At 69.7% G+C, this 15,077-nt stretch carries 15 protein-coding genes; 9 read left to right on the top strand and 6 right to left on the bottom strand.

Going from position 1 to position 15,077, the window contains the following annotated elements; all coding sequences use genetic code 11:
- The first annotated feature begins 62 nt into the window (after positions 1-62).
- From ACIA1L_RS33065 to ACIA1L_RS33055, 3 genes are all read left to right on the top strand, one after another.
- A complete protein-coding gene (locus tag ACIA1L_RS33065) occupies positions 63-791 on the top strand; it encodes a histidine phosphatase family protein (protein ID WP_396077003.1) in 729 nt (242 codons plus the stop codon).
- Entirely contained in the window at positions 775-1,644 is an 870-nt protein-coding gene (locus tag ACIA1L_RS33060) for an NAD(P)H-hydrate dehydratase (RefSeq protein WP_396077002.1), read from the top strand. Before ACIA1L_RS33065 ends, ACIA1L_RS33060 begins: the two co-directional genes overlap by 17 nt.
- Before the next feature lie 81 nt (positions 1,645-1,725).
- Positions 1,726-3,369, top strand: a complete 1,644-nt coding sequence (locus tag ACIA1L_RS33055; protein WP_396077001.1) for an alkaline phosphatase D family protein — start codon at positions 1,726-1,728, stop codon at positions 3,367-3,369.
- A gap of 40 nt (positions 3,370-3,409) precedes the next feature.
- Here ACIA1L_RS33055 and ACIA1L_RS33050 read toward each other — a convergent pair whose 3' ends face one another.
- From ACIA1L_RS33050 to ACIA1L_RS33030, 5 genes are all read right to left on the bottom strand, one after another.
- Positions 3,410-6,496, bottom strand: coding sequence for a GH92 family glycosyl hydrolase (locus ACIA1L_RS33050; RefSeq protein WP_396077000.1), 3,087 nt, complete (start codon positions 6,494-6,496; stop codon positions 3,410-3,412).
- A 95-nt stretch (positions 6,497-6,591) separates the two neighbouring features.
- Positions 6,592-7,083, bottom strand: coding sequence for a hypothetical protein (locus ACIA1L_RS33045; RefSeq protein WP_396076999.1), 492 nt, complete (start codon positions 7,081-7,083; stop codon positions 6,592-6,594).
- Positions 7,084-7,097: 14 nt separating this feature from the next.
- The gene (locus ACIA1L_RS33040; RefSeq protein ID WP_396076998.1) at positions 7,098-7,724 is read right to left on the bottom strand and encodes a DNA-3-methyladenine glycosylase; all 627 of its coding nucleotides are present in this window, start codon (positions 7,722-7,724) and stop codon (positions 7,098-7,100) included.
- A 184-nt stretch (positions 7,725-7,908) separates the two neighbouring features.
- Complete coding sequence (locus ACIA1L_RS33035; protein WP_396077026.1) at positions 7,909-8,733, bottom strand: CAP domain-containing protein; 825 nt, start codon at positions 8,731-8,733, stop codon at positions 7,909-7,911.
- A 160-nt stretch (positions 8,734-8,893) separates the two neighbouring features.
- Positions 8,894-9,148 carry a hypothetical protein gene (locus tag ACIA1L_RS33030; RefSeq protein ID WP_396076997.1) on the bottom strand — a complete coding sequence of 85 codons (255 nt, stop codon included), beginning with the start codon at positions 9,146-9,148 and terminating at the stop codon, positions 8,894-8,896.
- Positions 9,149-9,344: 196 nt separating this feature from the next.
- On the opposite strand from ACIA1L_RS33030, the gene ACIA1L_RS33025 reads away from it, so the two are divergent.
- Genes ACIA1L_RS33025 through ACIA1L_RS33005 form a run of 5 tightly spaced genes read left to right on the top strand, consistent with a single transcriptional unit; the run spans position 9,345 to position 12,347 of the window.
- A complete protein-coding gene (locus ACIA1L_RS33025) occupies positions 9,345-10,223 on the top strand; it encodes a helix-turn-helix domain-containing protein (protein WP_396076996.1) in 879 nt (292 codons plus the stop codon).
- A complete protein-coding gene (locus ACIA1L_RS33020; protein WP_396076995.1) occupies positions 10,216-10,407 on the top strand; it encodes a DUF397 domain-containing protein in 192 nt (63 codons plus the stop codon). The genes ACIA1L_RS33025 and ACIA1L_RS33020 overlap by 8 nt, the downstream gene beginning before the upstream one ends.
- Before the next feature lie 27 nt (positions 10,408-10,434).
- Positions 10,435-10,929, top strand: a complete 495-nt coding sequence (locus ACIA1L_RS33015; protein WP_396076994.1) for a type II toxin-antitoxin system PemK/MazF family toxin — start codon at positions 10,435-10,437, stop codon at positions 10,927-10,929.
- A gap of 46 nt (positions 10,930-10,975) precedes the next feature.
- Positions 10,976-11,650, top strand: a complete 675-nt coding sequence (locus ACIA1L_RS33010; protein ID WP_396076993.1) for a hypothetical protein — start codon at positions 10,976-10,978, stop codon at positions 11,648-11,650.
- A 28-nt stretch (positions 11,651-11,678) separates the two neighbouring features.
- Positions 11,679-12,347, top strand: a complete 669-nt coding sequence (locus tag ACIA1L_RS33005; protein WP_396076992.1) for an adenylate kinase family protein — start codon at positions 11,679-11,681, stop codon at positions 12,345-12,347.
- Here ACIA1L_RS33005 and ACIA1L_RS33000 read toward each other — a convergent pair.
- Positions 12,344-13,105, bottom strand: coding sequence for a polyphosphate kinase 2 family protein (locus ACIA1L_RS33000; RefSeq protein ID WP_396076991.1), 762 nt, complete (start codon positions 13,103-13,105; stop codon positions 12,344-12,346). The genes ACIA1L_RS33005 and ACIA1L_RS33000 overlap by 4 nt on opposite strands.
- Positions 13,106-13,299: 194 nt before the next feature.
- On the opposite strand from ACIA1L_RS33000, the gene tyrS reads away from it, so the two are divergent.
- Positions 13,300-14,538: a tyrosine--tRNA ligase gene (gene tyrS, locus ACIA1L_RS32995; RefSeq protein ID WP_396077024.1), complete on the top strand. Its 1,239-nt coding sequence runs from the start codon at positions 13,300-13,302 to the stop codon at positions 14,536-14,538.
- Positions 14,539-15,077: the final 539 nt, after the last annotated feature.

Here is a 15,077-nt window from a genome sequence, read left to right as displayed (position 1 = left end):
ATGCCTGAAGGGTTCCCGGACCTGGATGCATCGGTGGCGCTGAAGCGGGTACAGGTCCCGGCATGGAGCAACTGCAGTGGCTGGGGGTCGTCCGGCACGGCCTGAGCACCGGGAACGTGCTGGCTCAGGAGGCCGAGACCGGCGGGCTGGAGATCATCGACATTCCCGAGCGCGACGCCGACGTCCCCTTGTCGGACACCGGGCGCGAACAGGCCCGGGCGGTCGGAAAGTGGTTGGGTGACCGGCCCGCGGACGAGCGCCCGGCGATCGCTGTCGTGTCGCCGTACCTGCGGACCCGGCAGACTGCCGAGTTGGCGCTGGCCGGCAGTGGCATCCCGATGACGGTCGACGAGCGGCTGCGCGACCGGGAGCTGGGCGTTCTCGACCTTCTGACCGGCCGGGGCGTGCAGAACCGGCTGCCGGACGAGTTCGCCCGACGGACCCGGCTCGGCAAGTTCTATTACCGGCCGCCCGGCGGCGAGTCGTGGGCCGACATGCTGTTGCGGCTGCGTGCGCTGCTGCGCGACCTGCGCGAGGACCACCCCGGCGGCCGGGTGCTGCTCTTTGCGCACGAGGCCAGCGTGCTGCTCGTGCGCTACCTGGCCGAGGGCCTCAGCGAGGCCGAGCTGATGGAGATCGCGCACGCCACGACAGTGGCGAACTGTTCGATCAGTACGTGGCAACGGGTGGACGGCTCGCTGCGTCCGGGGCTCTTCAACGAGGTGGGCCACCTGCATGCCGAGGGCGCCCCCGCCACCCGCCAGGAGGATGTCGATGCCGAACCCGTCTGAGGAGCGGGTGATCACACCCCACCTCCTGCGGGACTGGCCGCTGCCGGACCCGCAGGGCGGCAAGGAGTCTCGCGGCACGGTTCTCGTCGTGGGCGGTTCCCGGGACACACCGGGCGCGGCTCTGCTCGCCGGGGTGGGCGCACTGCGCGCCGGAGCCGGCCGACTGCAACTCGCCGTGCCCGAGTCGACCGCGGCGGCGCTGAGCATCGCCGTTCCCGAGGCCAAGGTCATGGGACTGCCGGAGACCCGTGACGGCGCCGTGGTGGGCGACGTGCCGCAGCGACTGCTCGACCTGGCCGCGGAGGCCGATGTGCTGGCGATCGGGCCGGGCCTGGACGACGTGGGGGAGACGGGACAGCTGTTGCGCCGGCTCCTCGACGCTGTCGGCAAGGACGCCGCGCTGGTCCTGGACGCGTACGCCCTAGGTGCGCTGAGCAAGGAGCCGGACGTGCTCGGTGACCGTGCCCCGCGCGTGGTCCTGACCCCCAACGTCGTGGAGGCCGGGCACCTGCTGGGCCGTGACGCCGGCGACGACCTGGCCGCCGCGGCGTGGACGCTGGCCGACCGGTACGCCTGCACGGTTTCGCTCTATGGGCACATCGCGGCACCCGACGGCCGGGCGTGGCGTGAGGAGAGCGGCGACGTGGGCCTCGGCACCTCCGGCAGCGGTGACGTCCGGGCCGGGATCGTGGCCGGACTGCTCGGCCGGGGCGCCGATCCGGCGCAGGCGGCCTGCTGGGGGGCTTACGCGCACGCGGTCAGCGGGCAGCGGCTCGCTCCCCGCTACGGCCGCACCGGCTTCCTCGCCCGGGAGCTGGTGGACGAGGTGGCATACACCATCGCCACGGTCTAAAACGAATCTTGGATTAACCCCTGTCGAATTGACCATCTGAAGGAGGTCCGCAAGGCCGTGCGCTCTGATAGATAGAGCAGCATGACTGTGATTCCGCGCGCCGAGGGGGCGGTCGACCGCCGTACTCTCCTGCGTCTCGCCGGCCTGTCCGCCGGCGCCGGCCTTGTTGCCACGGCCACCCTGCCCAGCGCGGCCGCGGCGGCCACCGGTGCTTTCCAGCACGGAGTGGCCTCCGGCGACCCGCTTCCCGGCGGCATTCTGCTGTGGACCCGGGTCACTCCCACGCCCGAGTCGGTGCCCGGCTCGGGGGCCGGACCCGACGTCACCGTTTCCTGGCAGCTCGCCGCCGACCCGGGCTTCGCCACCGTCGTCCGCGCGGGCGACGTCCTGACCGGCCCGGCCCGCGACCACACGGTCAAGGTCGACATCGCCGGGCTGGCTCCCGCCACCACCTACTGGTTCCGGTTCGGCTACGCCGGGGCGTGGTCGCCGACCGGGCGCACGATGACCGCACCCGCCGCCGACGCGTCGATCGCCCGGCTGAAGATGGGCGTCGTCTCGTGCGCCAACTGGGAGGCCGGCTACTTCGGCGCGTACCGGCACCTGGCCGAGCGCGGCGACCTGAACCTCGTCATGCACCTGGGCGACTACATCTACGAGTACGGCACCGGCGACTTCGCGGCGGGTGACGTGGTGATCCGGCCGACCAAGCCGGAGCACGAGATCCTCACCCTGGCCGACTACCGGATCCGGCATGCGCTCTACAAGACCGACCCGGACCTGCAGGCGCTGCACGCGTCGGTGCCGTGGGTCATCACCTGGGACGACCACGAGGTCGCCAACGACATGTGGAGCGGCGGCGCCGAGAACCACACGCCGGGCACCGAGGGCGACTTCGGCGCGCGCAAGGCGGCCTCGCGGCAGGCGTACGCGGAGTGGATGCCGGTGCGCCTCGGCGGCGACGGGCAGATCTTCCGCCGGCTGCGCTACGGCAACCTGCTCGAACTGTCCATGCTCGACCTGCGCACCTACCGCTCCGAGCAGGTGGGCCGGGTGACCGACGACGTGGACGACCCGAACCGGACGATCGCCGGCGCTGACCAGATGGCCTGGCTGACCCAGGGGCTGATCTCGTCCACGGCGAAGTGGAAGCTGGTCGGCAACCCGGTCATGATCTCCCGGGTCGACCTGGCGTCGCTGCCCGCCTGGCTGCTCGGACCGCTCGGTGAACTGCTCGGCATCCCGGACAACGGCATCGTGGTGAATCCGGACCAGTGGGACGGCTACAACGCCGACCGGGAGCGGTTGGTCGATGCGCTGCGCGCTGCGCGTACCAAAGACGTGGTCTTCCTGACCGGCGACATCCACACGTCGTGGGCCAACGAGCTGACCACCAAGGACACGGGTAGCCGCAACCCGGCCGCCGCGGAGTTCGTGGTGCCGTCGGTGACCAGTGACAACCTGGACGACTTCCTGCACACCACGCCGGGTGGGCCGTTGAGCAAGCTGGCCGCCGACCTGGTCCGGGCGACGAACCCGCACGTGAAGTGGATGGAGACCGACGGGCACGGTTACGGCGTCGTCGAGGTGACCGCCGACCGCTGCCGGATGGACTGGTATCACCTGGCCGACCGCACCAGGCGGGACACGGCCACGAAGTGGGTGACCGGTTGGTCCGTGGGTGCCGGCTCGGCGAAGCTCCGCAAGGAATCCGCGCCCCGCTGACGGAGGTGCCCGGGGTGGGTGTCCCACCCCGGGCATGAGGTCAGGTCACCGAGATGTCGTAGATGCGCGCCGCGGTGTTGCCGTCGGACGTGGGCGTGACCACGGCCACCCGCAGGTAACGGGCGTCCACATTCACGGCCGTGGACGTCGAGTCCGCGGTGTTGCCCCGGATCTGCGCCCGGGTGGTCCAGGTCGTCCCGTCGTCCGAGGTCTGCACGTCGAAGTCCCGCGTGTTCCAGGACGGCGACTCACCGCCTGCCCCGGCGTGCCGGACAACCACAGTGGACACCCGTCGCTGGGTGCCCAGGTCGGCCCGGACCCACTTGGTGGCGCCCTGCGAGCACCACTTGTCAGCCCAGCCGCCGAGCCAGCTGCCGTCGAATGCCTTGTCCGCGCCCTCGCTCGTCCCGCACGACGAGTCCGCGGCGGCCGGCCGGCGCACTGCGAGGTTCACGGGCGCGTTGCCGTATACCTCGAGCTCGTAGATCCGAGCCGTGGTGCTGCCGTCGTTCGCGGGATCGGTTGTCTCGAAGCGCACGTACCGCGCGGTGCGGGTCTCGACCGGCGTGTAGGTCCGGCTCGCCTTCGAACCGGTCACCGTGACCGCAGTGGTCCAGGCGGTGCCGTCCGTGCTGGTGGCGATCGTGTACGCGCCGGTGTTCCAGTTGGTCCGCTCGCCACCCAGCCCGGCGTGCTTGACCACGAACGCGTTGACGTTGCGCGCCGACCCGAGGTCCACCTGCAGTTGCCGCGGTGCCGGCGCGGCGCAGAACTTGCTGTTGCCCGCGAGTAAGCCGTCGACCGCCTTGGCCGGAGCCTCGGCGCTGTTACACGGCGAGCTGCCGGTCGTCGGGCGGCCCAGCGCCAGATTGGCGCCGAGATCCGGTTCGGCCGGCGGCTGGGCACGGCCGTCACCGAAGCTCGGTGGTACGTCCGCAGCCCCGGTGCCCCAAGCGGACGGACTCGTGCCCTGGGTGAAGGCGATGGTGCCGCCGTCTGCGATGTCGCCGTACCGGAAATAGCTGTGGCTGGTGGCGGAACCGTCGACGGACAAGGCCTGGACATAGCGATTGGTGGCGCTGCCACCGGTGATCGTGATGTTGCCCGGTGCACGCTGGATCAGCACACTCGGGAATTGCGCGCCGTGCACGGCCAGGGTGTCCGCGCCCGGCGTCACCGGGTAGAAGCCCAGCGCCGACCAGACGTACCAGGCGGAGGTGGCGCCGAGGTCGTCGTTGCCGGGCAGGCCACCCGCCCCGGTCGTGAACGACTCGGCCATGACCCGGCGGACCGCGTCACTGGCCCCGGCCGGCTTCCGCGCCACGTTGTACGTCCACGGCACGTTGTGCTCAGGCTCGTTGCCGATGTAGAAGTACGGCCGGGACAGCCCGCCGTTCAGCTCGGTGAAGTGATGGTCGAGGCGCTGCACGGCAGTGGCCGGTCCCCCCATCAGCGTGACGAGCGCGCCAAGGTTGTGCGGCACCATCCACGTGTACTGCGCGGCGTTGCCCTCCACGTACGGGCTCTCCTGCGCCGGGTTCAACGGCTGTCGCCAACCACCGTCCCGCGTGTGGATGAACGACGACTCGCCGTTGAACAGGCTGCGCCAGTACTGCGAGCGGGCGCTGTAAGTGGCGTAGCCGCCGGTGTCGCCGAGGGCCTTGGCGAACTGTGCGATCGCGAAGTCCGATGCCACGTATTCCAGGGTCTCCGAGGGGTTCCCGGGAATGAACTGGTTCGCCATGTAAGTGCCGTGGTTGCCGCGCAGGACGACGCCCTGAGTGCTGCCGCCGGTCGCGCTCTTCTTCATCAACGCGAGTGCGGCCGCCGTGTCGAAGCCGCGGACGCCGAACGCGTACGCGCTGCCCACCACGATCGGTCCGGGGTCGCCGGGCATCACGAAGTCCTCGACGCTCTGGTGCGACCATTTGGGCAGCAGCCCGCCCTGCTGGCCGTCCAGGATCATCGACTTGACGATGTCGCTCATCACCTCCGGCGCGATCAGCGCCACCAGCGACGCCCACGACCGGTAGATGTCCCAGCCCGAATAGTTCTGATAGACCGGATGCGCCGCGGTGTGGACTGCGCCGTCGAAGCCTCGGTACTCGCCGTTGGTGTCGCTGGCGATGTTCGGGTTCTGCAGCACGTGATACAGCGCCGTGTAGAACTTCTGCAGGTCGGTGCCGCTGCCGCCGGTGACCTGGATGCGGTTCAGCGCGGTGTTCCAGGTCGTGTTGGCGTTCGCGCGTACGGTCGCGAAGGCTGCCGCCTCGGCGGTGGCGTTGTTCTGGGCGTTGGCCGCGCTGACGAACGAGATCCCGATCGTGGCGTTGACGACCGCGTTCGAGGTGGTGTCGAACGTGACGTAGGCGCCGCTCTGCGTGCCGCTCGTGCTCGTGGACCCGGCGCTGACCGTGCCGCCGCGGAAGGTGCCGAAGCCGGTCGGCGTGCGATCGAACAGGATCGAGTAATACATCTTGAACGTCCGGCCGCCGCAGAACCCGCCCGCGGTGTGTTCGCCCCAGACCCGGTTCCCGGTGATGGAGACGTTGCCGTCCCGGTCGCCGGTCGCGGACCGGCTGGCATTGATGAGTACGCGCGCAGTGGTGCTCGCCGGATAGGTCAGCCGCAGCGCCCCGGTCCGCGTCGTGGCGCTGAGTTCCGCGTTCACGCCGTACTTGTCGAGGCGGTTGCGGTAGTAGCCGGGCGACGCACTCTCGTTGCTTTTCGTGTACGCCGACGCGTAGCTGGTCCAGTTCGAGCCGGGCGAGGCCCCGAGCGCGCCGGTGATCGGCAGGATCGGGATGTCCTCGTTGTTGGCGCAGCCGGCGCCGTTGAAATGGGTGAGGCTGAACGACTCGATCGTGCGGTCGCGGTCGCGATAGCCGGACGGCGAGGCGGTGGGGGTGTCCGGGCTGAACTGCACCATCCCGAACGGCACGGTGGCGCCGGGGAAGGTGCTGCCGCCGGCCCCACCGCCGACCGGGTTGGGCGAGTTGCTGTCGTCGGTGCCGATGAACGGGTTGACGTAGCCGGTGAGATCGAGGTCGGCGGCGGTGGCTGCTGCCGGCGTGCCGGTGAGGGCCGCAGCGGCAAGGACCACGGCTGCGGTGAGGGTACGGAGCATGCTGGTGCCGTCCCTTCCTGAGGCCAACGTGACAACGTTGTCAAGATGACCTATGGAAGCACGGCAATATCAGCGCCTGTCAATACGACGACCGGTCAGGCCGTCCGGCGCACAGTTCCGGTACGCCGTTGCCGAACCAGCGTGGAAGCGGCCATGGCCGTGCCGCCCACCCCGACCCCGCCCAACACGCCCAGCGCGAACCGCTGCTGATGGCGGGCCTGCTCATCCGCCGCCACCCGGTCACCGGTACGCGGGTTGTCGCTGATGGACGTGAAGGCGCTGATCCCGGCGACCCAGAACGCGAGCAGCACCGCGCCCGCAGCGATCAGTCCGGCGCGCGGCAGATCCACCGGCGGCGCCCACACGTCGCGGATGAACCAGCTCTGCGGTCGCCGCCCCCGCAGCGCCCGCCGGTTGGTCAGGATCCCGGCGGTGAAACCCGGTAGGACCAGCAGCGCGGCAACGGTCACGGCAGCGCCGGTCGCCACGAGCGTACGACCGCCGAGCAGCCCGGCGATCAGCGTGGCACACCAGGCCACACCGGCCAGGCACAGCACGTCCAGCAGCAGCAACAACCGTCGAGACATCACGGCACCGGACGTTATCGCCCGGTTCGCGGCCGCACCGGCGGTTCCGCCTTTTTCTTCGGCACGTGCCGGCGGTACGCGCTCACCGTGGGATCCCCCGCGAGCCAGAACCGCCACGGCACGTCGTGTGCGGCGGTCACCCCGACCCGAGGTCCCGCCTCGACCGGCCCGACCGGCGTGCCGGGTGGGGCCAGGGTGGCTGGACCGTCGCCCTGCACACTGGTCCCGTTGGCGCGGCGGTCCAGCCCCAGGACCTGCATCAACTTGGCCGGACCGTTCGCCAGGTCAGTGTCGCGGCGAGCAACTCGGCGGGACCTGGCGGTGGCGATCCCGTCCACGACCTCCCCGGCACGCAGCAACACCGCAGCGGCGACGCCCGCCTCGCCACAGACGATGTTGGCGCAAAAGTGCATGCCGTAGATCTGGTAGACGTAGAGAACCCCGGCCGGGCCGAACATCACCTCATTGCGGTTGGTCACCCCGCGGTGTGCGTGACTCGCCGGATCCTGGCCCAGCCCGCTGTACGCCTCCACCTCGGTCAGCCGTACGGTCACGCCGTTCGCGGTGAGCCGCCAGCCGAGCAACTGGCGGGCGGCCTCGTCTACTCGTGCAGCAGGCAGGTCGAGCCAGGAGTCTGTCACCGCACTACCGAAGCACAGCCTCAGGTGGTGGGTCGCGTCGGCCCTTTCGGCTTACGACGCTTCACCGGACCGCAGCAGCCGCCCGGCCGGTTCGGCCCGAACGGGCGGGTCGGCCCGAACTCCAGCCGGCGCCGGCGCTTACGCCGTGCGGGTCCGCTCGGGCCGCTCATGCCGTGCATCCCGCTCATCCCACGAAGTCCTGGGTCAGCCAAACGATGCCGGAGTTGTCGCGGACCACGCTCAGGCCGATCCGGGTGAAGTTCTCACTGAGCAGGTTGCGGCGGTGGCCGTCTTCCGGCGGGACTTCGGCGAGCATGTCGTCGGTCATCCGGTTGGCCGCTTTCACCATTTCGGCGTCGCTGCTGCCCGCCGTACGGAAGGCGATGTTCTCGCCCGCACTGCTCCACCGCACGCCCTGAGCGCTGAATCGGTCGCCCAGACCGCTCTCGCCGGAGCAGCGGTGGTTCAGCTTGCACCCGTTGATCATCAGCTGGGTGTGCAACGCCGCCGCCTTGGACAGCTGGGTGTCGATCGACAGCGGTCCCACCCCTTCGGCGCGCCGTTCCGCGTTGATGTGCGCGAGCGCCTGGTCGAGCACCGAGCCGCTGGTGTCGGGCGCGTTCTCCGCGGGCCGCTCGGTCGGCGCGGTGGTGCGTCGCTTGGTGGGCGTGGGCTTCGCGTCGGTGGCTTTCTTGATGGCCGGCGGTGCGGTGGTGGTGACCTTCGGCTTCGGGGCGCTTGTCGTGGCCGCCGCCTTGCTCGGGCTCGCGCTGGCTTCCGGGTCTTGCGGCAGCAGGTTGCCGCTCGTTCCGGTGCTGCCTGTGGTGTCGCTGGTGCCGGCGTCGGGCAGTGCGGGCGGCTGCGTGGTCAGAGGCGCGTCGGCAGCGGTCCGCCGGGCGTCAGTGCCGGTTTCGTCGGCGCCGAAACCGGCGACCGTGAACCCCACCCCGATCACGACGGCGGTGGCACCCGCGGCGAGCGTGTAACGGAACTGCTGGGCTGCGGACATCCTCACGGGCCGGGTCACCTCGGGCACTGGGAGCGGCCGGCCGCGCACCAGCACGACCGCACGGCCGCGGACCGCGGGCGCCCGTCGACTATCGCCGGCGGGTCGACGCGGCGGTGCTCACCTCAGGAGCGCTTAAGGATCGACTCACGAAGACATAAGATCATCGGCCGCCGCCGGTGGAGATCCACGCAAGGAAACGTTCGTACAGGTCGGCCGGGGTGGGCGTGCCCTGGGCGGTGAGGTCCTCGACCGCGTCGTACATGGTCGAGGCCATATAGATGGACAGACCAGAGGGAAATCGGGCGTACTGGACGGCTAGCTGCTCCCTGGCGTTCGCGCAGGGCCAGGTGTGTTCGCACACGAGGCAGTCCCAAGACGGCCGAGCCGGCAGGTGATCGGTTCGCGGCACCAGCATCGCGCGACTCCCTTCCGGGCCCACCTTTGTCACCTTCAGCGACTTGAGGGCTACACAGAGGAGCGTGCGTGACTTAGTGTCGGGCATCAATGGCTATCGGTGAGAATCCCACCATCAGATTCCCGTCGTCCCAGTTCGCGCGATCCGGTTGTCTCGTTCGGCACAACTGCACAATTTCCGACACTGGAGGCCGGCCATGACCACCGAGACAGGCTCCACCGTCCCGCGACGCCAAGCCGGCCGGCTCATGCGTCAGCTCCGCGAGCAGGCCGGAATCTCGCTCATGGCCGCCGCCGCTGAGCTGGAGTTTTCCCGAGCCCGCATGTACCGCATCGAGAACGGCGAAGTCTCCCTGCGCAAACACGACGTCCTAGCCATGTGCGCGTACTACGGCGCCAACGAGCAGATCACCGAGGTCCTCGTCGGCCTGGCCCGAGAGTCCAAAGCCAAAGGCTGGTGGCATGCGTACGGCGACGTCGTCCCCGGCTGGTTCGAGCTGTACGTCGGCATGGAAACCGCCGCCGAACGGCTCCGGCACTATGCTCCCGCCGTCATCCCCGGCCTGCTCCAGAACCACGAGTACGCCGAATGGGTGTTCCACCAGCGCAGCGACCTGGACGAGACCGGAATCCGGACGGCGGTCGCCGTCCGGCTGGAACGCCAGGAACTGCTGCGCCGGCACAGTCCCCGCCCGCCCGTCCTCGACGTGATCATCGACGAGGGCGTCCTCCGCCGGGCCATCGCCGACACGCTCGGCATGCAGAAACAGCTCGCCCACCTGGTCAACATCTCCCAGCGCCCCGGGGTGAGCGTGCGGGTCCTGCCGTTCGCCGCCGGCCCGCACAGTGCATCCAGCGCCGGTTCGTTCACCATTCTCGACTTTCCCACGCTCGGGGCCGCCGCACCGGAGCCGACGACGATCTACAGCGAGAATCTGACCGGCGCCCTCTACCTGGACAAGCCCCGCGAAGTGGAGACTTACGTCGATGTGTGGCGCGAACTGGACCGAGCGGCCCTCGACCAGCGCGCCTCCGACGACCTCATCGGCACGATCATCGAGGAGAGCGATGGCTGACCTGACCGGTGCCCGATGGCACAAGAGCACCCGCAGCGGCAGCAACGGGGGTGACTGCGTGGAGGTCGCCGACAATCTGCCCCGCATCGTCGCGGTCCGCGACAGCAAGAACCCGGACGGTCCGGCCCTCGTGTTCCCCCGCGCCGCCTGGCGTACGTTCGTCGACTCGCTCAAAACCGCCTGAGCCGGCGGCGCCGGTTACAGTGCCGGCGTGACCAGACTGCTCAAGAGCATCGCCGGAACGCTCCGCCGCGTGGTAGGCCGCAGCGCACCCGCGCAGCGCACCGCCGCCCCCGCGCAGCGCCCTGCGCCGGTCCGTCCGGTGCCCACCGCCCGGGGTGGCCGCTCCCTGGAGTACTCACCCCGGCTCGATGGCGACGCCGACCCGGGCGAAATCGTGTGGACCTGGGTGACGTACGAGGACGACCCCACCCAGGGCAAGGACCGTCCGGTGCTCGTGGTGGGGCGCGACGGGCGTACGTTGCTCGGCCTGATGTTGTCCAGCCAGAGCGACCGCGACGGCCAACGACACTGGCTCGGCCTCGGCCCGGGCTCCTGGGACCGGGAGTCCCGGCCGAGCTGGATCCGCCTCGACCGGGTCCTCGAGGTCGACGAGACCGGCATCCGCCGCGAAGGCGCCGTCCTCGACCGGGCCCGGTTCGAGCGCATCGCCGCGGTCCTGCGCCGCGACTACGGCTGGGCCTGACCCCATAACGCGCGCGCTGTCGGATTCGGCCACTACCGTGGAGACCATGAACTCGGACGTCATGGTGGGATTCGGCGGCAAGCAGGCCTGGCTGGCCGTCCGCGACGGCGACCCGGAACGGATCATCGCCGCGCTCGGCCTGCGGGACCTGGGCGCGGTGCCCTGGCGCGACGGCATCGACCTGTCCTATCTGACCGACGACCGGGTCATCGTCACCCCGCCGCTGCCCGACGCCCGCGGCACCAGATGGGTGCTCGCCGCCGGCCGCTACCTCATGCGCCCGACCACGGTGCTCGACCTGCCCGACCTGTCCCGCCGGCTCGGCACCGAAGTGCAGTTCTTCGCGACCCACCGGGTCACCGAGGCACACCGCTGGCAGCGGGCCGACGACGGTGCCCTGGTCCGCGCCTTCGGCTACGTGGGACAGACCGGCGCGGTCACCACCTGGTTCGGTGACCCCGACCCCGCGGAGCGCGCGGCCGGGCTCCCGCCGGCCTACGAGGCCGAGGGCGCGCTCGACGAGTCGATGCTCGGCGCGCTCGACGACGAACTGGAGCTGCTGCTGCGTGGCGAGGCCGTCGGCGGAGCCGACTCCTCCACCGGCACCGTGTTGGTCTCCGAGCAGGACGTGCTCAGCGTTGCCGGCGGCTGGAGCATCGACCCCACCGGACTTGACGGCCGCGCGGCGCCGGGACCGCTGCGCGTCGGTGCCGCGACCTGAGGCCGCGGCCAGGAGAAGGGACGAGACCATGCGCAAGTACGTGATCATGGGCGTGCAAGGCAGCGGCAAAGGCACCCAGAGCGCGCTGCTCGTCGCCGACCTGGACCTGGTCCACATCAGCGTGGGCGACATCTTCCGCTGGCACGTCCAACAGCACACCAAACTCGGCGCGCAGGTCCGCCGGACGATGAGCGCCGGTGACCTGGTCGGCGACGACCTGGTGGAAGCCGTCGTCCGGGACCGCCTCGACAAGCACGACTGGAATTTTGGCTTCGTCATCGACGGCTTCCCGCGCAACGGCCGCCAGGCCGAGTTCTTCATGGAGAGCTACGACATCGACGGCGTCATCCACCTCGCCCTGCCCGATGACGAGGTGCGGCGCCGGGTGCTGAGCCGACGACTCTGCCCCGGCTGCGGCATGGACTACAACCTCATCGCGGACCGTCCCGAGGTCGAAGGCCGCTGCGACATCTGCGGCACCACCCTCGTCACCCGCGAGGACGACACGCCGGAGGCGCTGGCCGCCCGGCTGCGCGACTACCACGAGAAGACCCGGCCGGTGCTGGAGCTTTTCCGGCGCAAGGAAGTCGTGCATGACGTGGACGCCCGGCCCGCACCGGAGGCCGTCCAGCAGGAGATTCGCCGAGTGCTCGACCTCCCGCCGTACCTGCCGGCCACCGACGCGGTAGCCGCCTAGCCGGCGTCCTGCAGGTTGTAACCCCGCGCGCTGAGCTCCTGCTCGACGGTGTGACAGACCTGCTCCACCACCGCGAGGCGGGCGTACTGCTTGTCGTCGCCGGGGATGACATGCCAACCCGCGCGGGCCACATCAGTCTTCGCGAGCATGTCCTCGACGGCGGCCTCGTAATCGCCGCGGCGCTCCCGGTTGCGCCAGTCCTCATCCGTGAGCTTCCAGGCCCGCAGCGGATCCTCCGCCCGGCTCTGGAACCGGGCGAGTTGCTCGTCGTCCGAGACATGCATCCAGAACTTGATCAGGATCATGCCCTCCGCGGTCAGGGTGCGTTCGAACTCCACGATCTCCTGGTACGCCCGCGCCCACTGCTCCTCGGTCGCGAAGCCCTCGACCCGTTCCACCAACACCCGGCCGTACCAGGACCGGTCCAGGACAGCCATCCCGCCCCACCCGGGCAGTACGGTCCAGAACCGCTGCAGGAAATGGTGCCGTTTCTCGTCGTAGGTCGGCGCTGCGAACTGGGCGACCCGGACATGCCGTGGGTCCAGCGGGGCGACCAGCCGCTTGATCGCTCCGCCCTTGCCTGAGGCGTCCCACCCCTCGAACAGCACGCAGAGCGGTGGTCCGATCTTGTGGTCACCCAACTGCCCGCCGAGCAGCAAGCGCAACCGCAGCAGGCGTTGCTGCGCCTGTTCCAGCCGGGAGCGGGCAGTCTTCTTGCCGAGGTCGACGGGGGCGGCGGCAGATCCGAGACGACTCATGCCCCCAGTCTGGTCCTTCCCGGCTGGCCCTGTTCCGGGTGTCGGCCCCTCTGGCGGTTCCGGGTGTCGGCCCCTCTGGCGGTTCCGGGTGTCGCCCCCCTCTGGCGCGACGATGACGGGTGGCAGCCGCTAAACCCGGTGTCCGCCCGCTCGCCGGATGCAGCACAATCGGCGGTGTGACTCTCGTAGACGACATGCAGTGGCGCGGCCTGATCCAGGACTCGACCGACCCCGACGAGCTGCGCAAGCACCTCGACGGCGGCTCCCTGACGTTCTACGTGGGGTTCGACCCGACAGCCTCCTCGCTGCACGTCGGCCACCTGATGCAGGTGGTCACCGCGCGCCGCCTCCAACTCGCCGGGCACAAGCCGCTGCTGCTGGTCGGCGGCGCCACCGGCCAGATCGGCGACCCGAGCGGCAAGTCCACCGAACGCGTCCTCAACACCAGTGAGACGACGGCCGCCTGGGTCCAGCGCATCCGCGAGCAGCTTTCACCCTTCGTCAGCTACGACGGAGACAACGCCGCGGTCCCGGTCAACAACCTCGACTGGACCGGCGAGCTGTCGGTGATCGACTTCCTGCGAGACGTGGGCAAGCATTTCCCGGTCAACAAGATGCTGGCCCGCGACGTGGTCCGGAACCGCCTCGAAACCGGCATCAGCTTCACCGAGTTCAGCTACCAGTTGCTGCAGGCCAACGACTTCTACGAGCTGCACGTACGGCACGGTTGCGCGCTGCAGTTCGGCGGCTCCGACCAGTGGGGCAACATCACGGCCGGCGTCGACTTCATTCGCCGCCGCGGTGCCGGCCCGGTCCAGGCCTTCACCACGCCCTTGGTCCTCAAGGCGGACGGCACCAAGTTCGGCAAGAGCGAGGGCGGCGCGGTGTGGCTCGACCCGGCCCTGACCTCCCCGTACGCCTTCTACCAGTTCTGGGTCAACGCGGACGACCGGGACATCTCCCAGTACATCCGCTACTTCAGCTTCAAGCCTCGCGCGGAGATCGAGGAGCTGGAGAAGGCGACCGCGGAGCGACCCCAGGCCCGGCTCGCCCAGCGTGAGCTGGCCTTCGAGCTCACCGCCCTGGTGCACGGCGAGCACGAGGCGCAGCAGGCAGTGGCGGCGAGCCAAGCCCTCTTCGGCAAGGGTGAGCTGACCGAGCTGTCCGCGGACACGTTGCGCGCTGCGCTCTCCGAGGCTGGTGTCACCGAGGTGCGGGGAGAGCTGCCTTCCGTCACCGTGCTGCTGCAGGAGGCCGGGCTGGTGAAGAGCGGGGGAGAGGCCCGACGCACGATCGCCGAGGGTGGGGCGTACGTGAACAACGAGCGCGTCACCGACCCCGAGGCGGTCGTCGAAGAGTCGGCACTGCTGCACGGCCGGTTCCTCGTGCTCCGCAAGGGCAAGCGGACGTTCGCCGGTATCGAACGGGTGTGACCCAGGTCTACTCGACCGGATTTGACGCTGCAAGCGGTTTCGACGTAACTTTCTTCCTGCCCGGCGGGACGAGCGGAAGTTCGGCTCGCGGGCAGGAAACCCCAGCAGACCTTCGGCTAGTCGATCCTGATCTAGCCCGAACGATGCTGGACCGGGTGGTGCGGACCGGGCCCCGAGGGGCCGATTTTACAGCCGCGAAGCCGACCGGGTAAGGTTCTCCGAGCCGGCAGGGAAACGGACGCGGTCAACGCGGACGGCCTGCCAAACCCCCAGGAAAGAACATCGGATAGAGTCGTGTGCGGCTCCGCTCCGATGAAACGGAATGGGGAATGGCGCGAACGGCCCAGATCAAAATCGCGGAAACGCGGATTTGACACCGGGAAATAGCGCGAAGTAAGGTTAGGAAGTGCCCCGGAGAACGGGCCGCGGAAATGCGGATCGCTCAACGGTGTGTGGTTGTTCTTTGAGAACTCAACAGGGTGCTTGATAAGCCAGTGCCAATTAGTTATACCCCGGCCATGCTTTTCGGAGTGTGGTTG

Origin of the sequence: Actinoplanes sp. NPDC051859 (assembly GCF_044452725.1) — a bacterium.
Taxonomy (GTDB): domain Bacteria; phylum Actinomycetota; class Actinomycetes; order Mycobacteriales; family Micromonosporaceae; genus Actinoplanes.
Note: the sequence above shows the minus strand (reverse complement) of the source record. Positions and strands in the feature narration are given on the sequence as shown.